16 protein-coding genes and 1 pseudogene are annotated in these 22,599 nt (G+C 39.8%); 10 read left to right on the top strand and 7 right to left on the bottom strand.

Annotated features, from left to right (window positions below; translation table 11 throughout):
* Nucleotides 1-11: 11 nt before the first annotated feature.
* From EAE93_RS20405 to EAE93_RS20385, 5 genes are all read right to left on the bottom strand, one after another.
* Nucleotides 12-932 (bottom strand): nucleotidyl transferase AbiEii/AbiGii toxin family protein, encoded by a 921-nt coding sequence (locus EAE93_RS20405; RefSeq protein ID WP_214040449.1) that lies wholly within the window; start codon nucleotides 930-932, stop codon nucleotides 12-14.
* Nucleotides 922-1,461: a type IV toxin-antitoxin system AbiEi family antitoxin gene (gene abiEi / locus EAE93_RS20400; RefSeq protein WP_214040448.1), complete on the bottom strand. Its 540-nt coding sequence runs from the start codon at nucleotides 1,459-1,461 to the stop codon at nucleotides 922-924. The genes EAE93_RS20405 and abiEi overlap by 11 nt, the downstream gene beginning before the upstream one ends.
* Nucleotides 1,462-1,723: 262 nt before the next feature.
* Complete coding sequence (locus EAE93_RS20395; protein WP_214040447.1) at nucleotides 1,724-2,728, bottom strand: Fic family protein; 1,005 nt, start codon at nucleotides 2,726-2,728, stop codon at nucleotides 1,724-1,726.
* A 98-nt stretch (nucleotides 2,729-2,826) separates the two neighbouring features.
* Nucleotides 2,827-3,738, bottom strand: a complete 912-nt coding sequence (gene rdgC, locus EAE93_RS20390; RefSeq protein ID WP_105399777.1) for a recombination-associated protein RdgC — start codon at nucleotides 3,736-3,738, stop codon at nucleotides 2,827-2,829.
* Nucleotides 3,739-3,954: 216 nt separating this feature from the next.
* On the bottom strand, nucleotides 3,955-6,849 hold the full coding sequence (locus tag EAE93_RS20385) for an aldehyde dehydrogenase family protein (RefSeq protein ID WP_214040446.1): 2,895 nt from the start codon (nucleotides 6,847-6,849) through the stop codon (nucleotides 3,955-3,957).
* 1,673 nt (nucleotides 6,850-8,522) lie between these two features.
* Here EAE93_RS20385 and EAE93_RS20380 point away from each other — a divergent pair.
* The 8 genes and pseudogenes from EAE93_RS20380 to EAE93_RS20345 all read left to right on the top strand — a co-directional run bounded on the left by EAE93_RS20380 (nucleotide 8,523) and on the right by EAE93_RS20345 (nucleotide 17,598).
* Entirely contained in the window at nucleotides 8,523-10,478 is a 1,956-nt protein-coding gene (locus EAE93_RS20380; protein WP_214040445.1) for a bifunctional 2',3'-cyclic-nucleotide 2'-phosphodiesterase/3'-nucleotidase, read from the top strand.
* An 86-nt stretch (nucleotides 10,479-10,564) separates the two neighbouring features.
* Entirely contained in the window at nucleotides 10,565-11,344 is a 780-nt protein-coding gene (locus EAE93_RS20375; RefSeq protein ID WP_046395245.1) for a ribonuclease T2 family protein, read from the top strand.
* Between the two features lie 195 nt (nucleotides 11,345-11,539).
* Nucleotides 11,540-11,791: a helix-turn-helix domain-containing protein gene (locus EAE93_RS20370; protein ID WP_036778377.1), complete on the top strand. Its 252-nt coding sequence runs from the start codon at nucleotides 11,540-11,542 to the stop codon at nucleotides 11,789-11,791.
* Between the two features lie 3 nt (nucleotides 11,792-11,794).
* Complete coding sequence (locus EAE93_RS20365) at nucleotides 11,795-13,093, top strand: type II toxin-antitoxin system HipA family toxin (RefSeq protein ID WP_214040444.1); 1,299 nt, start codon at nucleotides 11,795-11,797, stop codon at nucleotides 13,091-13,093.
* Nucleotides 13,094-13,700: 607 nt separating this feature from the next.
* Nucleotides 13,701-14,306, top strand: coding sequence for a DUF1062 domain-containing protein (locus EAE93_RS20360; protein ID WP_214040443.1), 606 nt, complete (start codon nucleotides 13,701-13,703; stop codon nucleotides 14,304-14,306).
* A 47-nt stretch (nucleotides 14,307-14,353) separates the two neighbouring features.
* A complete protein-coding gene (locus tag EAE93_RS20355; protein ID WP_214040442.1) occupies nucleotides 14,354-15,868 on the top strand; it encodes an MFS transporter in 1,515 nt (504 codons plus the stop codon).
* Between the two features lie 380 nt (nucleotides 15,869-16,248).
* Nucleotides 16,249-16,678, top strand: a pseudogene (locus EAE93_RS20350) (Hcp family type VI secretion system effector).
* Nucleotides 16,679-16,692: 14 nt separating this feature from the next.
* Nucleotides 16,693-17,598 carry a DUF4225 domain-containing protein gene (locus tag EAE93_RS20345; RefSeq protein WP_214040441.1) on the top strand — a complete coding sequence of 302 codons (906 nt, stop codon included), beginning with the start codon at nucleotides 16,693-16,695 and terminating at the stop codon, nucleotides 17,596-17,598.
* Here the strand turns inward: EAE93_RS20345 and EAE93_RS20340 are convergent.
* Together EAE93_RS20340 and EAE93_RS25665 are read right to left on the bottom strand one after the other, a co-directional pair.
* Entirely contained in the window at nucleotides 17,573-18,175 is a 603-nt protein-coding gene (locus tag EAE93_RS20340) for a hypothetical protein (protein WP_214040440.1), read from the bottom strand. The two genes, EAE93_RS20345 and EAE93_RS20340, sit on opposite strands and share 26 nt — an antisense overlap.
* A 60-nt stretch (nucleotides 18,176-18,235) precedes the next feature.
* Nucleotides 18,236-18,445 carry an Hcp family type VI secretion system effector gene (locus tag EAE93_RS25665; RefSeq protein WP_377311842.1) on the bottom strand — a complete coding sequence of 70 codons (210 nt, stop codon included), beginning with the start codon at nucleotides 18,443-18,445 and terminating at the stop codon, nucleotides 18,236-18,238.
* 995 nt (nucleotides 18,446-19,440) lie between these two features.
* On the opposite strand from EAE93_RS25665, the gene EAE93_RS20330 reads away from it, so the two are divergent.
* Nucleotides 19,441-20,811, top strand: coding sequence for a condensation domain-containing protein (locus EAE93_RS20330; protein WP_214040439.1), 1,371 nt, complete (start codon nucleotides 19,441-19,443; stop codon nucleotides 20,809-20,811).
* A 141-nt stretch (nucleotides 20,812-20,952) separates the two neighbouring features.
* Nucleotides 20,953-22,545, top strand: a complete 1,593-nt coding sequence (locus tag EAE93_RS20325; protein ID WP_214040438.1) for a beta-ketoacyl reductase — start codon at nucleotides 20,953-20,955, stop codon at nucleotides 22,543-22,545.
* Nucleotides 22,546-22,599: the final 54 nt, after the last annotated feature.

Raw genomic sequence — 22,599 nt, 5'->3', positions numbered from 1 at the left:
GCCGGGAGCATCTACATATTGAACTCGTTCTCGGATGTTGAGCAACTGTTTAGTGAGTTTTGTACTCGTTGTAACATATCAGCGATTTCAGTAGTTAAAAATGTAAAGAATTTTTCTTTGTGCAGCGTGCGTTCTTGGACATCTTGTGGGATAAAACGTTGCATTTCATTAAGGAAAGCATCACCTTTAATAATTGCAGGCAAGCGTGTCAGAATATTGGCTAATTTGTCTGGGTAGTCACCAATACGATAATCCGTAATTTTATTATTAATCCAGTCCATACGCAGGGTAGCTCCTTGCTGTTTTAACCAGCGTAAATCCCAGATATCTCGATGCCGTACATAGCGTTGTGTATTGACCAGAGAAACCAGTTTATCTGCCATGACTTCATCCAATGATTCGGTTAATACCAATGTATCGGCGTAGCCATCAGGTAGAAAATTGTAGTTGGTCATCAATGCTTTTGGTTCCCGAGAATAAGAAGGGATATTGGCAATTTCAATTTTGATTCTCTGTTTGGGGAGATCTTTGCGCTCAGACGCGGTGACAATTGAGACCTGCCACTTATCTATATTAAGGCCAGCATATTCGGGTTCGTTTCTTAAATCGGCGGGTTCTTTAACTGAAACTTCAAAGCCGTAACGTTTGCCAATGTAATGTTCCAAACATGTTTTCATGGCTTGTAATTGATTACGATTAAAGTTAACACCACCGGAAAAGTCTAGATCTTCGCTAAAACGTGGAGCTCCGTGACACAAACGCAGAGAGGTTCCTCCTTGGAAAGTGAGTTGATCAAGTAATCCATTAGTATCAAGGCAATAAAGAATATCGTAATGCAACAGTTCCTTTTCAATAACTGGTCGCATATGGGAACGTCCTGGTACCTGCATTGCTAACTCTATAAGTTGGGCGAAATTTGCTTTATTGACCATGTATAATCTCCTGTTTATTTACTAAATGGGTGTTGCGACCAACTCGTTTTAAATCACGCAGTGCACATTCAAGTTTTGCGAGTTTCAAAGGACGGTTTGCTTGCGTGATACTTGCTAAAATATCTTCTTGTTGGCGCTTGGTATGTGTGAATTCAATAGTACCCAGTGGCGTGTGATAAAGACCTTTCCGGCCTGTTGTCATTATTGTGAGCCTATCGATTAGGATCTGTGAAATAACGCCATATTCACTCAATGCTGATTCAAGACTAACGTAGTTGTATTCACCACGTCGTAGAGCTTTAGCAATATGTTCAATGGCGTAACTATCGCGATTATGAGCAAAGTTAAACAGATAAACCCCGCGTACAGGTCGTGCAAGCATTGATTCTTTAACCAGACGATTTAAGCCCGCTTGAAGTGTTTTGGGGCTATCTTCAGGAAAGATTTTTCTGAGATCGGCAAGGGTGAAGACATATCGTCCTTTTTTGTCCCAGTCAATAAAACGTTTAAGTGCAGTAGCTCTATTCATAAGTGAGCAATAACTCTATGTATTTGTGGTTTTGATGTCCACCTGATTATAGTTATTTTAAGTGGACATTAAAGCACTATAGTTATGGTGTTCATGTCCACTTAATGAGTTTGCCAAAATAGTGAAGGGAGTTGGTGTTTCGCTGGTGTGGTTGAATTATTTTGTTAATGCATTGATATTTCAGTAGATATTATAGCTCAATTTTATTTATGCAGGTTTTCACATCGAAGCCACCGATAAGGTAGGAATTGGTTACTTTTCACTATTTGTGGTGATTTTTTAAATCTACCCCTTTTTCTGTCAAACGATAGCGTTGTAATGGGCTGCTAGGTTTTTCTGGATGGCTCATTTCAATTAACTCTGCTGCCAGTGCGGGTTGCAAATAACGCTGTCGGAATGAATTACGATCTTTTAATCCAAGTGCTGATTGCAGTTGCCCACGGTTCATTTCTCCTTCCAGTACCATAATTAGTTGTTTAACTTGTTGGGTAGCTTGATGGGTAGATGTCAGAATTGCATCACGGATCATGTGCAGCATAAACTCAATAAATGGCGCACAATCAACGAGTTGGCTACTGAAATTAATTGCTTGATAGTAATGAGCTTGATGTTCATGAACCAGACTTTCAACGGGAATAAATTCAAATAATGGATTCCAGTGGCTTAAAATCAATGTTTGCCATAATCTGCCCATTCTGCCGTTTCCATCGGCAAATGGATGAATGAATTCAAATTCGTAATGGAAAATGCAACTGGCAATAAGTGGATGAATATCAGTAGAGCCTAACCAGTGAAAAAGGTCACCCATCAGCTTTGGAATCCGGTTTGCTTGTGGAGCCATATGAATGACTTTTTCTCCATCCATTACACCGACGTCGCTGTGTCGATAACTGCCGGCATTATCTAGCAACCCCTTCATCAGAACATAATGGGCTTCCAGTAAGTTTTGCTCTGATGTGAAATACCAATGGTTGAGCTTTTCATAAGCCAAGATAGCGTTACGCGCTTCTTGTATTTCTCTGATAGGTGCAATAACTCGCTTTCCTTCAATAATGGCTGCGATTTGGCTTGCATCAAGTAAATTACCTTCAATTGCTAGTGAGCCGTGAATTGTGCGTATCCGATTGATACGTCTTAATCTCTGGGCTTTTATTTGCTCCTGTTCTGTGCTTAACCGCCCGATATTCTCACTGATTTCAGCAACTAACTGGATCATTTTAGCTGTAATTGAGAAAGGCGGTTGATAGCCTTTTTTAACTGAATTCATTGAATACCTTAATTGGATTAATGGGCGTTATTATTGGTTCTGAAATAGGTTGATATTATCGCCAGTATAGACTGGCGATTATTGTATGAATTGTGTGATTATTTTTCCGCTTCGCCACCCAGCGCTTCAATGGTGCTTTTAATCAGCGCACTCAATTCGCCGGTCATTAGAATAAAGTCAGCATCAAACCGTTGGGCAAAATCTTCCCGATCAATGTCATCATTTTGTTCACGCAGAGTATCACTGAATTTTATGCGCTTGAAAGCGCCATCATCTGACAACATAAATTGAATACGCTCTTCCCAATCGAGCGCTAATTTGGTGACACATTTGCCAGCTTCTATATGAGTAGCGATTTCATCAGAAACCAAATCTTGTTTTTTACAACGGATCACGCCGCCTTCTTCCAAAATAGCTTTTAATTCGGCTTCATCCATTAAAGCAAAACCTGCTGGCAGATCACCGGAACGTACCCATTCTGTCAGAGTTAATTCTATTGGGTCTTTAAATGTCAGAGGAACAACAGGTAAAGAACCCAAGCTTTTTCTCAATAATGCCAAATTATCTTCGGCCCGTTTAGCACTGGCAGCGTCAACAACGATCAGATTGTTGGCGATATCGATCCAAATATAAGTTTGGCTGAATCGGCTAAATGCCCGTGGTAGAAGGGTATGCAATATTTCATCTTTCAGAGAGTCTTTCTCTGTTTTTTTAAGTTTGCGATGCTGTTCTCCTTCCAGTTTTTCAATTTTTGCTTGTAGTGCTTGTTTGATAACAGGTGAAGGCAACATTTTTTCTTCTTTACGGGCGCAAATTAGAATTTGGTTATTTGCGACATGGGTGAAGGCGTCACTGTGTGAACCCATTGGTGGCACCCAACCTGTTTTTGCCATATCTTGGCTGCCACATGGGGTGAATGCTAACGGACTCAATTGTTTTTCCAGTTCATCCGCAGAAAGTGAAATTTCCCGGTTTAAACGGTAAATCATTAAATTTTTGAACCACAACATAAAATTACCCCATATTTTTGCTCAATGAATCGGTGAGCATGACCAACATAAGGTAGCATGATAGCGAATCACAGGGATAAGCCCTAGTATCTTGTGTCAATTATCTTGCTTGGCGGTTTCGTGATTGTATTAATCGCTAAGACACGCCGTGCTTACTTGTGGAAAGTACGGCGCGGTCAGGTCATCCGTTGAAATAAGAGGATTCACCGGAGTGGTTTAAATTCCCGCTTGAACGCAGCGACGTTTTTCACCTTTTGGCGTGGGAAGGGGATCAAAGGGTTCAATTAAATAGTGGTATATATCACGCTGCGGTAATGTACTGCCGCTAATCCGATTTCCTTCATACCAAAGGCATGAAGCCGCCGGCCCTTGACCACCATAGGGAAGATAACCGTGTTCTTCCAGATGTAAGTCAGTATTACTAAGAATACTATCTGGCAGGTGAAGGCGTTCGCTGAGTTGATGATGGATATAGTCACTGGTACCAAACAAAGATATATACATCGCATTAGCAGAATATAAGGGATCAGAAAAATAATGGATTAAATCTTGATCCTGATAATATCTTTGTAAGAAGAAAACCGGGGCAAAAAATTCTTTATAATTACCTCCTAATGATAATTCTTTCTCGAAAACCGTCGGTTTTATCATGCCATTGATGGGATTAACTTCTCCTCCATAGGTGCAATAGGGTCTATTTACTTTAAATACTGAAGCAATTTTTATACTGTGATCGATATCGCTATTGGGGCCGACGATATTTTTATAGTCACTATAAGGTCCAATTTTATCTTCGATATTCTTCAAGTCAGAGATTAATCGTTGCTTGAATAAATCGTATATATCATTGTGTACTAATATAGCGTTTGGACCCGCGCAATCCTGCCCTTGATTGTAAAGAACGACGCGTTTTGCACTTTCAACGGCCAGATTAATGTCCGCATCTTTTGAGATAATAAGTGGATTATGACCGGCGCCATTAAGAATAAATAAGGTATTTTTTCTAAAATGTTTACGGACTTTGAGTGCATTCTCTGGCGTTCCCGTAAAGATTACCGCATCCGTTATTTTTACTCGTTGACTTAAAAATAACTCCTTATCTTCATAAGAAATAGATAATGTCGGAGAAAATTCGGATAAATTAATAACCTCCTCAAATTTTTTGTAATGTGTATGCATTGCTGTAGGCGGACGTATGCATACGTTTTCCGCCATAAGTGAAGGGATAAAACCAAAACATACCGAAGCGTAAATGGGTTGATTAAGCGGGAGGAATGATGTCACACCATAAATTTTCTTTTTGAAATACGCTCTGTTGTTCTCAATATTATTCAAGACGTCTATTGAACGGAGAATTTCATCTTCGGTGACGTTTTTACATTGATAGCCAGAGAGTGCTTCAACTAGCGCCTCGCGATTCTTCTGTAAAGCTGAGGAAAGTTCATCACATTTTTTTCTGATTTCGGTGAAGTTAATTTTACTGTATAACTTAGTCATATATATTTGGTCCTCCTCGATGCTATTGTTTATTAATCTCTCTTTTTGAGAGCTGTTAATTTCATTATTAACGATATTCTCCTCATTTTTTGGGGATTGGTTTTTATCTGGTTTTTTATATGGATTGTTAAAATGGGTTAGAATATGCTGCATGCAATTTAAATCTAACCATGTTTTAATTCGTGGGCCTTTGGTATCGCCAAATAACCCTCGATAGAGCAGAGACCATATTTGGGATGGTTCATCATCTGAAAAATGGTTTTCATATGTACTGATTATACGCTGGAAAAGTTGATCTTTAGTGGATATTTCTCCTGAACTTATTGAATTGGCAATGGCTGAGAAATACTTTCCTTCTTTAATGCTTTGTAATCCTTGATTTCCGTGTTTACATGTCCTGATATAATAATGATAACTTATTTCTAATTCCTGATCTGAAATGGATTCTCCCGGTTTTTTATAGCGATTGAGAAAGTTTTCAGCCGCGAATTTACTCGCCGGTTTTGATGAGTGTAATATTCTTGCTATCTTAGAAAAAGATAATCGTTTTCTATCTTTTTGCGAAATATTCACTTGATCATTGAGATGTGGCGCCAGCGCGACATAAAATTTAGACGATCTCTGTGGCTCTTTTGAGAGGTAAGTGCGAATTGCGTCTCGTGTCAGCAGATGGCGAATATCATCCAAAGAGAAACTATTTCCTTTCGACTTCGATATTTTTTTACCTGAATCATCGAGGAAAAGCCCATATTTGTAAAAACGTGGAGTTGGCCTGTTTAATGCTCCCGCGATCTGGCGAGCAACGGCGGCGGAAGCCAGCAGATCTTCACCATGCATTTCAAAATGAATGTTCCTGGCAAGGAGGCGCATACCCCAGTCTGCTTTCCATTGAAGTTTAGATTTACCGTTTAGTACCGAAATAGTTTGCTCTTGATCTAATATCTCATTTTTATAGAATTCCCGAATTTCTACGCCATATTCATAACCGGGTTTATTAATGACTTCATCACCAGGTATGTAATAGGTTATTTCTCCTGACGCAGGGTTCACGCCTGTGACTATGATATGCTCAAGTACCGCACCAGTTCTTTCAGAAATGGGCATGATCATGCTGTAGGTTCTTTGTCTTAAAGATCCCGTCGATGCCTTGCATATTTGGTTTATTACTGAGAAATTTTGCAGAAATAGTTTGATTCCGTCATTGTAATCGCCATTTTGATAGGCTAAAGAGTTTCTGACTAGTTGACACTCTATTTCATATTCTGCGGCGAGCTTCATGAGTTGATATTCCGCCATTTCAGAGAATGACGGAAAATTGCCGAAAGGGTCCGGCACCTTACTTATCGGTTGGCCTAGATAAGGCGTTAATTTTTCAGCATTTGGAATATTCAAAGGCACTTTTCTGAAAGGGTCCAAATCATCTGAAATGAGATAAAAATTAACTGTTCTGCCTGCTTTCTCCAATTCGGTTTTGATGAGATTGGCACGGAGGATTTCACAAAGGGTTCCTATGTGTGGCAGCCCTGTTGGTCCAAAACCCGCTTCGATATTGATTGATTCCTTATAGGGGATAGCCTGATTAATTTCGAGGGCTTCCTTGACATACCATTTCATTTGCAGTTACCTCCATCATAATGTTTTGATTATTTTAGGGTTAATGGTGATGAATAAAGACGGTAGAGGTGTTATCAACTTGTCAGGAAATCCTCAGTAATCCTGATGAGAAAAAATGCTTGAAAATGTTAGATTATTTTATATTTTTTGTTTTGATATCAGCGACTAACCTTAAAACCTCTTTAAAATGAATGAATAGTTAACGCTAGTTCTAGCTAATTAATTATTACTATAAACTTATTCTAAGTTCTTTCGGCTCTACTGGAGTGCTGAAATGATAAAGTTTAATGATGTTTCTTATAATGTTAAATAAAATTAATGTAATTGTTGTTTCTGGTCAAGTGGCTGACATAAAATTTTTTATTTTCTCTTCATTACTGAATTGAGTGAGATGGTGGCGACATTAATGAATGTATCATGCTAAGTAGAAAAGTCGTTTATAAGAATTGCAGTGTCGTTCAATTTATTAAATAAATATAATATCTAAATATATTTTAGATTATTTTTTCTTTTATATCAGTGTGATAAATCATTTTTATATTTTGTTTTTAAATTAATTTTTTAATTTTATTGTTTGTCTTGAATTGTGTTTTTTTAAATTTTTAGTTTAATTGGATAAATAAAATTTTTTATTAAAATAATGTCTATAATATAGGGTTGTATTTTGTGAAAAATAATCTAAATTAATTTTAGATTATTTTCATGTAAAATAAATAGCATTGTTTTTTATGGTTTTTAATATTTTGTTATTTTAGAATTAGATGAATTTATATTAAAACTAATTATTAAAATTTTAATCTGTTAAATAATTATTTTAATAAATAAGATAATTAATAAAATTCAATTAAAAAGATAAAATTACCTGACAATGTGATTATTATCACAAATAATTGTAATTATTGTTATGTTTAACGATGTAATTGTGCTTTTCCTCACGAAAATAAATTTTGTTTTTATTTATTATATAGTTGCAATGGATTAAGTGGCTAAAAGTCACATCGAAAAATTGAAATTTCAATAAAACAACTTTTTTAACTAAAAGGTTTTAAGTTATTTTAATGTAAATTAACAATTATTTTACAATTAAATGCCGTAGGAATTTATGTAAGTAGACCTAATATGGATAATAATTAATTGCTTAAAAATATTTTCAATTTGTTAGTAATTTTATTTTATACAGTAATATTATGAGTGGTATTTATTAGCCTGAATATTTTACCTGGTTAAACAGAATAGCGAGATTTTTGTTCAGAAATAAAGCTAATAATTAAATATAAAGCATTATAGATATTTTATTCTGACTTAATTGAAATGGAGTACTGTTAAAGATGGATGAAGAGCAGATTTTATCGTGTTAGTGACAAAAAGAAGGAGTGAGATCCTGGCAAAGTGGTATGCGCGGGTAACTCTCTGCGTGTTAAAAATGAAAAGGCCCTAACTATAAAAAAACAGAGTTATCTTGTTGGTCGAGATAAACGTTTAACAATTTCTCAGTACAATAGCCTGCGTTTGTTCGTTGAAACGGCATATGATGATGTGCACAGCGACAATCCAGCTTATGAAAATAAAAAACAGATGGTTCTGGAAACGAGAACTTGTCTGTACTTATAAGTTGACAGTGATAAGAGAACTGATTTTAGTTTCTCTAAACTAGCCTAAAAAAGAGGTGTGAAATGGTTAACAATGTGTTGAAAGTCTCCACATTAACCTTATTGGTCGCATGTAATGTCCATGCTGCAACAGTTGATTTGCGGGTAATGGAAACATCTGATGTTCACAGTAACCTGATTGACTTTGATTATTTTAAGAATAAGCCTACGGAACAATTTGGTTTGGTACGCACAGCGAGTTTAATTAAAGCAGCTAAAGCGGAAGCTTCCAACACCATCTTGGTCGATAACGGTGACTTGATTCAAGGTAGTCCACTGGCGGATTACGTGGCGGCAAAGGGCCTTAAAAAAGGGGAGTCTCATCCAGCACATCAGTTAATGAATACAATGGGTTATACCGTGGGTAACTTTGGTAATCACGAGTTTAACTTTGGTTTGGATTATCTGAAAAAAGCCATTGCTGGCGCGAAGTTCCCCTATATCAATGCCAACATCATGGACGCGAAAACCGGTAAGAACTATTTCACCCCCTATATTATTGTTGATACGCCGGTGAAAGACCGGGAGGGTAAAAACCATACCATTAAGATCGGCTATATCGGCTTTGTACCGCCACAGATTGTTATCTGGGATAAGGTCAATCTGGATGGAAAAGTTGTCGTTAACGATATTACTGAAACCGCGAAAAAATTTGTTCCTCAAATGAAAAAAGCGGGGGCAGATTTGATTATTGCTATTCCTCACTCCGGTTTTTCCAAGGAGCCTTATAAGGCAATGGCTGAGAATTCGGTTTATTACCTGAGTGAAGTTAAAGGCATTGATGCGATTATGTTTGGTCACTCGCACGGGGTGTTCCCAAGTGAAGAATTTGCAGACATTAAAGGCGTTGATGTTGCCAAAGGTACGGTTAACGGTATTCCGGCCGTTATGCCCGGCCAATGGGGTGATCATTTAGGCGTTGTTGATATGGTTATCGACAACGAGGGCGGGACATGGAAAGTGGCGCAGGCAACAGCGGAAGCGCACCCGATTTATGACAAAGTGAATAAAAAGGCACTGGTTGAGCGCGATAATGAGTTGGCGCACATTGTCGATCAAGCTCATCAGGGAACACAGAGCTTTGTGGGTAAATTTATTGGTAAAGCTTCCGCCAATATGTATAGCTATCTGGCTTTGATTCAAAGTGACCCGACAGTGCAAATCGTGAATGATGCACAAGCAGATTACGCTCGGCATTTCATTCAGGGTGATCCTGATTTAGCGGATATTCCGGTTCTGGCCGCCGCAGCGCCGTTCAAAGTGGGTGGACGTAAAAATGCGCCCGCGGAGTTTGTTGAAGTTGAAAAAGGCGATTTAACCTTCCGCAATGCCGCAGATTTGTATCTCTATTCCAATACATTGGTGGTCGTGAAAGTCACCGGCGCTGATGTGATTGAATGGCTGGAGTGTTCAGCCGGCATGTATAACCAGATTGATCCAAATTCAACTCAACCACAGTATCTGTTGAACTGGAACGGTTTCCGTACTTATAACTTCGACATGATCAGTGGCGTGAATTATAAGATTGATCTGACTCAGCCTGCTAAATATGACGTTGATTGCCAGATCATCAATCAAGGGGCGAACCGTATCAAAGAACTGACTTACCAGGGTAAACCGATCGATCCTCAAGCTAAATTTCTCATTGCTACCAATAACTACCGCGCCTATGGCGGTAAATTTGCCGGCACAGGCGAAGATCACATCGCATTCGCTTCACCGGATGAGAACCGCGCTATTTTGGCTGCTTACATTGTCAAAATGTCTAAACAGAAAGGGATGGTAGAGACTAACGCCGAGAATAATTGGTCGATTATGCCAATCAAAACTGATAAGCAACTGGATATCCGTTTTGAAACGTCTCCAAGTGAGAAAGCGGCGAAGTTTATCAAAGCATTTTCTCAATACCCGATGAAATATTTGGCAAATGATGATATCGGTTTTGCGGTATATCAAATTGATCTAACTGAAAAAAAATAACTTTAATGCCCTACGCCTGCCCTGATTTGGGCAGGTTTTTATTTGCTTACCATCAACAGGGGAATAATTTCCCATAAGGAATTAAGATGCGTTTTTTTAATTTATTATCAGCAATATTCGTTTTACTAATTGTTGGCTGTGCGAAGCAACCAGAAGTAACAGAAGTGACTGACTCGTTAGAGTTTCGATCAACATTGGAAGGGGGGCAGTTTTGTTTATTACCTGCTACTCCGCTGAAAAATTATGACTTCATTGCCAAAAATGACCGTTATGGTCAGAATGCAACCGCATCGACAGATTACTTCAAATTGGCTATTAGTTATTCTCCAGCATTTTGTAAGAGCAAAGAAAAGAATATTAACAAACTGAAAAGTAGTAACAAACTTGCTGAGGCGCAGCGTGAATATGAAAAGTTTGAATTGCAATGCTTCTCCGAAAACAAATTTAGTTGGGTCATTCACGGCTTATGGGCGCAAACCTGCAACGGTAAATCAATGGCGCAGTGCCGTGATTGGTCTGATGTTCGCAAACATCCACGTCTTTGCAAAGGGGATTTGCCACAATTGGATTATCAGGTGATTGAACCTTATCTGTGCGCTTCTCCCGGGGCAGATCTGTTACAAGGTCAGTGGGAAAAACATGGTGTTTGCGCATTTGCAACGCCAGATCAATTTTTCAGTAAACAGCAGGAGCTGTTCGATGAGTTGGTATTGCCGAGTAATCGTCCATCTAATGAACAGTTAATTAAGTTCCTCCAGAAAAATAACCCATCATTGAAGGGAAAAACCATTCAGATCAATAGTGATGAATTTTACATTTGCTACAGCAAAAATTTCGACGTGATTGATTGTCCAAAGCGTGAGTAATGATTGTTCTCCTTTCTATAACGGAAGATCACAGTGATGTGCCTGACCTACGGTAGCGTGGGTCAGGTTTACCCTCTCTTTAATAGTCGATATATCCCTTTCAGGGGATATTTTTTTATTATCCTTTATAGGGGATAAACTTGAATTTATCCTCTACAGGGTATATTTTGTATTTATCCGTCATAGGGGATAATTATGAAGATCACATCACCAGCAATGCTCGCACTCGCAATGAGAGAGGCCCGCAAAAAAAGCAAATTGACTCAGCGGGAAACGGCTGATCGGGTCGGTATTAAACAGAGCACTGTATCGGGATTCGAGAAGTATCCAGAGGGCAGTAAGATGGAAACCTTGTTCAAGTTACTCTCCGCGTTGGAACTGGAACTCCATGTATCAGAGCGCGGGAATTCACAAAGAACGAGCACCGGTTGGAAAGAGGAGTGGTAATCGATGAAGGCGTTGACGGTTGCGCTTAATGGTTTTGAGGTAGGAACGCTATTTCGTGATAGCACTGGTGCGATGTCATTTCAGTACAAAGATGAGTGGTTGCTCCTGAATGGCGCTCGTGCCATTTCACTTTCGATCCCTCTTAGCACCCAACGGCATAGAGGCAAAGAGGTATTTAATTTCTTCGATAACTTATTACCAGATTCTGATGTGGTTATTGCCAGGATACAAGCTCGGTTCAAGGTACAAAGCAAGCATCCTTTTGATCTATTGGCTAGTGTGGGAAGGGACTGTGTAGGGGCCATTCAGCTTTATCCAGAAGGAGCGGACATCCCTCCCGTCAGTGATATGGTTGGTGAACCGCTCAATGATGATGCTATTATCGAGCTGCTAGAAGGGTATCAAAGCTCCCCGTTGGGAATGACAGAGCGAGATGATTTCAGGATCTCATTAGCCGGAGCTCAAGAAAAAACCGCGTTTCTCTGGCATCAGGAATGCTGGCAACGCCCCCAAGGAAGTACACCCACGAGCCATATCTTCAAACTGCCAATTGGTCGGATAGAGCAAAACAATATTGATCTCAGAGAAAGCTGTGAAAACGAATGGCTTTGCCTAAAGATTGCTAAGGCATTTGGCCTCCCTGTAGCTAATGCCGAATTGGCAACCTTCGGAAAGCTGAAAGTATTGATTGTTGAACGTTTCGACCGTCGATGGTCATCTGATGGGAATTGGCTAATGCGTCTTCCACAGGAAGACCTTTGCCAGGCTCTAGGTATTGCTCCGGCACTCAAATATGAATCGGATGGTGGACCTGGCATTGCAGACGCTATGAAGCTGTTGCTCGGTTCTCTACAACCAACTCAGGACAGAGAAACGTTCTTCAAGTCTCAGATCCTGTTCTGGCTGTTGGCGGCGATTGATGGTCATGGCAAAAATTTCAGTATGTTCATTCAGCCTGAATCAGCGTACAAGATGACACCACTTTACGATGTGTTGTCGGCTTACCCTATTTTTGCGACGAAGGGGATAGCACCGAAAAAGGCCAAAATGGCAATGGCATTACGAGAAAAGAATCGCCAATATAATTGGGCGTATATCCAGTCACGTCATTTTTTATCTACCGCTCAACACGTTGGATTTTCTACTGAGACAGCAGAAAGTCTGATGACGCGGATGGGGGAAATGTCAGGAGCTGTAATCGACCAAGTTGCGCGTGAATTACCCAAAGACTTCCCTAGTCACATTAGCGGTCCAATCTTTGAGGGGCTTGATAAGCAGGCTAAAAAACTCCGTGTTGGATAAATCAGTTACTGGAAAGGTGGTGTGCCACTGTAAGATAACGAACAATTGAATGTGTCTTGAATTTGTATGTAATTCTTACTCTTTCTAGAGGGTGCAATATTAATCTTTTAATTTCTGTTTTTTGGGGTTCCATTCTTTTTCCCTTTCTTGATGTTTTTTTATGAAAAAAATAGCGGAACGTATTAATTGAATCCAAGGATATTAAATAGCTCGGCAAAATAGTCTACCTCTTTGAAGGAACTCAATTCGGTTTGAACGGTTTGGGCAATCGTTAAATCAACACATAACACTAACCGGATCGAATTATGCCTATTATGGTGCTGATATCCCGAAATAAACGGCGTCTGATGCAGAAAACCGCCCAGAAAAAAATATTGCTTGCAGTCTTATAGCAATTCACGTCAAGCTTCTCTGTTCTCTGTTCTCTGTTCTCTGTTCTCTGTTCTCTGTTCTCTGTTCTCTGTTCTCTGTTCTCTGTTCTCTGCCATCTAAGCAACGAATTGATAAAGGGTTTCAAGATCTGATGTTATAGAATATCATCAAAATCAGATCTGAAATTAACCAATTTAGCCGTAACTAACTCAACCAATTTAAACTTGGATCTATCATGACAAATAGAAATGTTATCTGGTTAGTAAGGCCTGTAGGCTATCAGGCCATTTTGAAACGTTGCCCTGGCTGTGAAGTAAAAAAGGAGTTTTATCCAGCCGGCACTTTTAGGGTTAATGCGCAAAAAAAAGTCTTAGATGTGTGGAGTATCTATAAATGCGAAAAGTGTGATTACACTTGGAATATTGATATTTTTTCCAGGATTCATGTCAACAAATTGGAAAGCAATTTGTATGAACGGTTTTTGCATAATGATCAAGATGAAATACGACGGTATGCGTTTGATTATCGCGTATTGGCAAAGAATAGAGCTGAACTCGGCGCAGCTCCTGACTTTATCATCGAAGGTAAAGAGCTTCATGACATCGCTCAAATTCCAGCGGCAGAGATCACAATACAGCTTGAATATCCCATTCCTATCAGATTGATCTCAATCTTGACCAAAAAGCTTGCATTGTCACGTAGTCGAGTGGCTAAGCTCGTTGATCAAGGCACTATTCAGGGGGTAACCGAAACGGAATTAAACAAAAAGTTGAAACGCGATATCACTCTTAGCGTTAACGTTAACGATTTATTGCAAGAGTATGATAGTCATTGTGTCTAGATGACACCGAATTTCCTGGAGATGACATATAAGAATGGATGAATGAAATGAATACGATAAAGAAATGGTGGGTGCTCACTGCTGTTTCAGTCGCGTTATCGCTGGTTGCTATCGATATGACAGTGTTATATACCGCGTTACCGAGTCTGACCCACAGTTTGGGGGCGAATACAACGGAAAAGTTATGGATAGTGAATATCTATCCTCTTATCGTCTCTGGGTTGTTGCTAGGTGCGGGTACCTTGGGAGATCGCATCGGGCATAAGCGGTTGTTTGTTTACGGTCTCATCATCTTTGGGTTCTCATCCTTGGCGGCGGCCTACTCTTATTCGCCAGAAATGTTGGTTGTTTCTCGAGCGTTATTAGGAGTTGGGGCGGCCATCATGATGCCTGCCACACTGTCGATTATCGCTTTGACATTCGAAGATGAAGATGAGAAATCTTTTGCCATTGGGATCTGGACAGCGGTTGCCTCTGGCGGCGCGGCGATAGGCCCCCTGATTGGCGGCTTATTGCTTGAATATTTTTGGTGGGGATCAGTGTTTCTGATCAACGTTCCTTTGGTGATTTTGACACTCATTCTGTCATGGTTGTTTGTCCCAACGGCGAAAACAGATTCGTCTCATCCGTGGGATCTTATTGGCTCCTTGCAGATCATGGTTGTCTTGATAAGCTTCGCCTATGCCATCAAGGAATTTGCCAAACGGCAGCCCTCCTATATCGCAATATTGGTCACTTTCACCCTGACGATAGGTTTTCTGGCGTTGTTTATTCGACGGCAAAAACGCAGTGTGCATCCGTTGATTGACTTTGGCCTGTTCAAAAGCCCGGCTTTCTCATCGGCGGTTATCGCCGGGCTGGTGGCTTCCGCCTGTTTGATGGGCCTTAATTTGGTGTTAAGCCAGCGTTTGCAACTGGTATTGTCATTAACGCCTTTGCAATCCGGGCTATATTTTCTGCCATTCTCATTGGGCGCGATTGTTGCAAGCCCGGTGAGTGGTTGGGTTCTTCCTCGTTTAGGGAGTGCGCGATTCCTCATAACCTCGTTGTTGATGTATGCCATTGCCATACTGGCGCTCATGGCGAGTTTTTCAACACCTCTGCCTGTGCAGATAGCTTGCTTTTTTGCGCTCGGTATGTGTCTTGGAGCAACAATGACCGCTGCATCCACGACTATCATGCAGGCAGCGCCGCCAAATCGGGCAGGTATGGCGGCGTCGGTTGAAGAAGTTTCCTATGAATTGGGCGGTGGATTGGGCATTGCGATCATGGGTAGCATTATGTCATTCATCTATAGCTATTTCATTGACATTCCAGTGGATTCTCCAGTCTACGATATTGCTAAAGATGGTATTGATGGCGCACTGACTGCGGCAAAAGATATGGCGCCGGATGCCGGGCAAGCTTTGGTCAGCCTCGCTAAGTCAGCGTTCGACGATGCTGTTTTTTCTGTGATGGGCGTTGCGTCCCTGTTTCTCCTGATGATGGCGGCGTTGGTGTGGTTCAATTTCCGCCGCGCCTCACAGAGTGATGCATCTCATGCTGCGGTTCATCATCAGTAAAATAGGTGAGTAGGATTGATTGCACCCATCGTTTCTTAATCAGAAGTTAATGGTTGAATAAGGGAGCCAGCATTTTTGCTGGCTCCCTTCCTCATTTAGCTTCATGGATATGACGTCTGAGACATTCTGGTTTCACTTTTTGCAATCAGCCTGTCACTGAGGCTTTTTAACGTACTTAACGGGTATTTTTAGTGTCTAAAATCGTCCGTTTAACATAATGGGTCATGGGTATCTGAATTTATAGATAAGATAATTTTTTTATTTTTAATGTTTTATTTGAGTTATTTTTTTAATATTATGATTTTTTTAAGGAAATTATATGGGGTATAGTGATGGCGAATATTATTTATCTTAAGTTACAAAGAAAGAAATAGGGTTCAATCTCTGGCGGATGTTCTACTATAGAGTCTATAGGTAATAAATATCAAAAAGGTCATGAAGATGAAATATTAGTTAATGAATTATCTTCCAATTTATCAATGCATCAAAATGTGAATTTTCAACCTATATATACGTAAACCTATCGATAAATCTTCTCCTTTATTATCACAAGCATTAACATCAAATGAAATATTAATATGTGAATTTTTCTTTTATCGAACTTCGATGAGTGGTGGGCTTGAATTATATTATAAAGTTAAATTAACCGAGGCATCTTTGGTTAATATAAATTTCTTTTGTCCAAACTCTATAACACATAATGACGCACAACCAGAAGAATCTCTATCCATTAAATTTAAATCTATTACGTGGGAACATGTGACTGCCGGGACTGGCTCCTATAGTATATGGGAAGAGAGGGTGTACTAATGATAATGCCGTCAATGAAACAGTTTGATTATTATGGTGATGAATTAATTAAAATATCCATATATTCAGCAGCTTATTTGTTGGAATATGTTGATCTTAAAAATAACTATTTACGTGAAATTAGTCAGGTGGTTAGATTGATAAGGAGTGATTTTCAAATTGCCTTATATAATTATAATCAAGGGCGCCAGGAGTACTGGGCTGATATAAAAAGATGCATAGCCGAAATAAGAATGGAATTGGATGCGGAAAGATATGGTTATGAACAAGGAAGAAAAAAAGATAGGAAAACATATTTAAAGACTCAAGAATATTCAGGAAAAGGATTTCTATTTTATGGTAAAAATGGGTTAAAAGTTATTGGCGGTCTTGTGCAGTTGGGGGCTGGAGTTATAGCTTTTGGCACGAGGGGGGGATGGGTAAGAGGCATGGAGTCTAAAGGCATGGGAGTTCTAGCGGTAGCTACAGGGTTTGGCGACGCAGTGGAAGGGGCAAGCAATATCATGTATGAATGGACAGATGGCTATATAAATCCAGGTAATCCAATTAAATTCTTGACAGAAAAGGGGTTTTCTTCTTTTGGTGCTGATGAGGGTTCTGGGGAATTAGCGTATGATACTGTAAACTTTGGCGTTGGTATTTATTTTGGGTTTGCAGCGTTTACTAAATTTAATCCTTCTAAAAGAATTATAAACTTACCTGTGGAAACAAAAAGTGGCCTTGAAAAAGTACCACTTTTACATAGATTGTTCACTGAAAAAGGGGGGGTTAGGTTATTCAAATATATGGAAACTGATTATAACAGAAAAATGTTTACCAGTAGTAAAGCGGTGCTTACTTATAAAGCTGGGAATGCGGCAATTAAAGCATACTTGCTGTTAGATAAATATCTTTTTAATGAGAAAGATGAAAATAACTGAAAAGGTAAATTATTTTTGCCTTTAAGTATAAAAGGAAACTAATTTTTTTATCTAATGATATTACTATGGGTATATGGATTATAGCAACGAAATATATTGATGCAAAAATGTAAAACATTACATATGGGTTGTTATTACTTGCGTATATGCTTGCGAAATATAGTAATATGAATATGAAGTTGAGTGTGATTATTGTGGGTAGATCCCAGCGAAACAAATCACTAAGCCATTCATTATATTTATCTTTTGATTTGATTTTTTGCTCATATTCCTCGTTAGAAAATTTTATTTCCTTCTCATATGAGTCGTTTAACAATTTAATTTCTTGCTCATATGCCTCGTTTAACAATTTAATTTTTTCCTCACGATGTTCATCGTTTAACGATTTAATCTTTTTTTCGTGTTTATCTCTTAAAGATTTAATTTTTTTCTCATATTTCTTTCTTAAAGATTTATTTTCTTTTTCAATCTCATCCCTTACGTATTTCATTTCTTTCTCATAGGCATTTCTTAAAGATTTATTTTCTTTTTGTGATAGTTTATTTAATAGGTAAATGTTGTTATTTTTCATTTTCATAATCTTCTCTCTTTTTTATGGGCGATGGTATTTTTTGTCGCCCATCACTAATGTTAGTTATCAGGCTATTTTTATTTGTATTTTTTCGTAAGGAGAACTTTCGTTTAAAAACTTAGTATCTATTCTCTCTATAAACGCATTTTTAAATTTAAACTCATGTGCTATTTTTCCATCAACATATTGAAAAATAGTCAATTCTAAATTTTCGTTTTTATCAATAGCATTAAGTAATAAAGGGGATGAACTATCTAAATTTTTTTCTAAAATTATTGTTTCTATATAACTTAAGTCATCAATACCTTTTGATAACTCAAGGTAGTTAGCCTGTATTTTATCTTTATGGGTATCATTGAACAGTTTCTAGACAACAACCCTTGATTTGCCCCTGTAATTTCCATGTAAGTGGTATGCTGCATAACACGTCCTTCTTTGTTACTTATTCCTAAGTAAGCCTTTATTTGAAAATAGTCAATAAAAACTGATGCATCGTTAGATATATCATGTATGACATAAATATTAATGTCTAGATTTATTTAAATAATGCTGACCTGGTTACTTTAGAGCTGATGATAGGCTTCCGTGCAGTTTCGGGCACTTCGGATCGCTTTTCTGAGTGCCATATCGTCAATCAGATTGAGGACATGAGTGCTCTTGACGATGGAGTCCCGCTTTATCACAGATCTCCTTGGCCTGCTGTTTACCATCCGAAGTGAGTTTGTAAGCTAGGCGGGCTGGCAGCAAATAACACTAGAGGTGATAGCTTCCACAAGTCAGACCAGAGCGCCTAAAAGAACAAGAGGGCATGACCCGGTTTATGGCCTGGCTGGACTTTCTGTGTGAACAACTTGAACCGGGCACAACCGTCTGGCACTTAATACGAGAAACGGAAAATATAACGGAGTAAATCTAATATCTCCATGCCGAAAGTATCACGTTGATTTTATATAACTATGGCATTCATAAAAGCCGGAAAGTGAAGATATGGTTAAAGCAAAACGTTAACCGGATTACTTATTTAATAGTAATAATGGATTAATTATTTTGGTCCAGCTCAAATATCTGGATTGATTCGTGGAGGTTTCTTTTTTTATTGCTACTTTTAAAATCGTCACTGTATTTTTAGTACCTTAATAAATGACGCAAATTATCATTCCATGCGGGGCAACCGGGTTATCAATTCCCGTTTTTTTACTCTGCATGTTCGCTTTCTCTGGTAGTCAAAAGTAAACGCTGTGTTATTCGACTAGTTTATATGCAGATAGAGTATGGAATCTGCACATTTCGTTTCTGCCCGTCGGGCTTGCAATGGAAAGGTGAATATTATGCGTGTTCAATTAGGGCAATTATATGATTTGCGATATTCGCTGAGAGTTGATCAATTATGTGTCGGTGAAGTATTAATGCCCTTGGAGCGATTGGAACCGGCACACCTCAAGGTAGCGATTGAATATATATTGAATAAGTATTCTATTCTGAGAGCACGGTTTATCGGTAGCGGGATGGATATGAAGATGGATTTCGTACCGCCTGGCAGTGAATTATTGCGTCAGGCTTTTGAAGTCAGAGAGCCAGCCGATAGTCCATGTGATCGCCGACGCTTAATATCAAACTACATTGCTGAGGTTAGGGCCGCCATGAATTTGGCAAATCCGCCGTTATTGCGTTACTGCCTGTTTGATGGCAATTGTGCCCGTGATCAAAGATTGGTATTGATATTCAATCACTTAGTTTGTGACGGTATTTCCAGCCGGATCTTATGGCGAGATCTTTCAAAGGCATACAGAATGTCAGTGAGTGGTCAGCCCCTTGCCCTTGAGAGTGCCACAAATTACGAGCAATTTTGTGCTGAGTTGTATGAACGACATCGGCAAATCGTAAAAGCTGTTATCCCTGATGATGAACAACAAGTTGAACAACCTACCCTGAATATTCTCGGTGGGCGAAGTGTTGAGTCACTCCCCATTAGCAGATTGTCTGAGGCCGTCACAGAAATCAGGCAGCTTGATGGCGAAGCTTTAAATAGGATACGCCTTTTGTCTAAGCGACATCGCGTCAGTGTTGCGGATTTATTGTTAGGTAGTTGGTTAAAGGCGCTGGCGGCTGTTTTTGGGAAGGGCAGCCTGAATATGCTGTTGTGGGTCAGTCCTCATTTTGTAGGATATTGGGAAACCTCAGTGGCTAATCTTGTCGGGTCAGTATCATTTCCAATCACAGTTAAGTTTAATATTGATCCAGAGCCATCGTTGGATAGCACTCTCCAGCACGCGGTACAAGAGTTCAATAACGCGATGGAAAAAGCGGCGGATTATGCTGCGACTTACTTGGTGCCTAATTCCATCTTTGGATGGCCTGAACTTCCTGCAATTTCTTTCAATTTCGTTGGTGATCAACGACGGTCTCCTAATGTTATTGGCTATGAACTGTCGCCTGAAAAAATACGTATTGGGAAACCCGATGAAGATGCGCAAGAGATACCATTGAGCATGGATATAGAGATCTATGCCGATATGATGGAAGTCACTATTTCTTCCAGGCCAGATTGTCATCTACAGATTTTACCACTTCGTTTAATGGATCTTTGGTTAGAAATGATTGGAGAACTTGGAATTGAACAGCCGTTTTTCTCTGGTTATTAATAGCATATCTCACCGTTTTTTCGCCTTTTATGGGCGTAAAATTTGACGCATAGGGGACGAAAGCCCGATGCGTTTTGATAATGTGCAGCTTAAACGGGCTACACGTGTGATGTTTTGTTTCGTGGTTTGGAGAAGAGTGGCATGCAACTATTCAATCTGGATTGGGTGAAACGTAATATCGTATTGCCCGAAGCTCCGTTATTAACTCAATGTACTGTCATTAGCAGAAACACCGCTTTTACTCACCGGGTGAAGGAATTGATTGAGGCGAAAGGCATAGATGTCGTTGATATTGATCTTAGCGCAGATCCTGCCTCCCAAATTGACTCAATAGGGGACACGGACACCCTGATCTATTTAGCTAGCCACGAAGAATTCTTGAACGCTGCGGATATTGTGGCTAATGAATTACGTGAGTTCGAAAGTTTACGCCTTATTGCTAATAAAGTTGCTGAGCGCCATCACGATGCAAAACCGCGGCTTTGGGTCCTTACCCAAGGTGTGCAGGGGTCTGGCGAGCAATTTAATACAGTATTGTCTGGTAGTAGTTTATGGGGATTAGGTCGGGTCATTGCGAAAGAGTATCCCTCTGTTGACGTTGGCTTGATTGATTTGCCGGTTAAACAGGTTGGGAACGAAGAGATAACATCGGTTCTTGCCATCATGGCAAATCAGCATCAACAGAGAGAGTTTCTCATTCATGATCAATGTATTTGGCAGCGTCAGGTTGGACCGCTAGCGGTTAGCCAAGAAAAGACGGAGATAAAACAGAATGCAAACTATCTTATCACCGGCGGGTTTGGCGATACCGGGCGTATGCTGGCGGATAGTCTGTTTGCGGCCGGAGCAAGGCACGTCACGTTGATGGGGCACTCCGCTCCGCCAGCTAATTTAATTACTGAGTCTGAACAGCGAAAAGCACAGGGTTGCAATCTCCGTTTGTTCCAAGGTGATGTAGCCGATATCGAGGACGTCAAAGCGGTGTTGCGACGTATCGATAGAACGGGGCACCCTTTACGGGGGATCTACCATTTGGCAAGCGTTGTTGAAGACGCGCTGCTTACCACGTTAAACAGCCGTTCGGTTGAAAAAGTTTTCCGCCAGAAAATAGCGGGAAGCTGGAACCTACATCTGGCAACTCAAGGGTTAAACCTGGATGGATTCATGACATTTTCTTCACTGTCAGAGATTATTGGCGTTGCAGGTCAGGGGGCATGTACCGCAGCGAACGCGTTCGTGGATGCCTTGATGAGATATCGGGCAGCGACTGGGTTATCAGGCATGGCGATCGCATGGCAGCCTGGGGGGAATATTAAAAATGTCATGGATACCGTCATTAGAGCGGATATTGCTCCTTATGCCGGGCTGATTGCTGGAAACTTTAGTCAGGTTGCTCTGGAGCGGCTGATTTACCAGCAAGAGCCGGTGAATGATATAGAGTCCGCTTTCAGTTCTACGCAAAGTGATAATGCTATGGTCACGCCTGAAAAACCTTCTCATGAAGAGCAACGTCAGGCGATGACTGAAATAGTGATAGAAGAGCTGAAAAAATTGGTTGCAGGAGGAAACGTGACTGCCGACACGAAATTGAGTGAAATTGATATGGACTCCATGTCGGCGGTGACGATTGCTCAGCGGTTGCGTGGGATCATTGGGAAATTAGTCCCCATGTCCGTTTTTTTTGACGACTGTAGCATTTCTGAGCTGGTTGAAAAGTTGAAACGCTATTTCTGACGAGCCGTTGATTGATGGAGTAACACCAAGCACAAACTTTGCCCTCTCCGTAAC

Origin of the sequence: Photorhabdus akhurstii (genome assembly GCF_018448925.1) — a bacterium.
Lineage (GTDB): Bacteria > Pseudomonadota > Gammaproteobacteria > Enterobacterales > Enterobacteriaceae > Photorhabdus > Photorhabdus akhurstii.
Note: the sequence above shows the minus strand (reverse complement) of the source record. Positions and strands in the feature narration are given on the sequence as shown.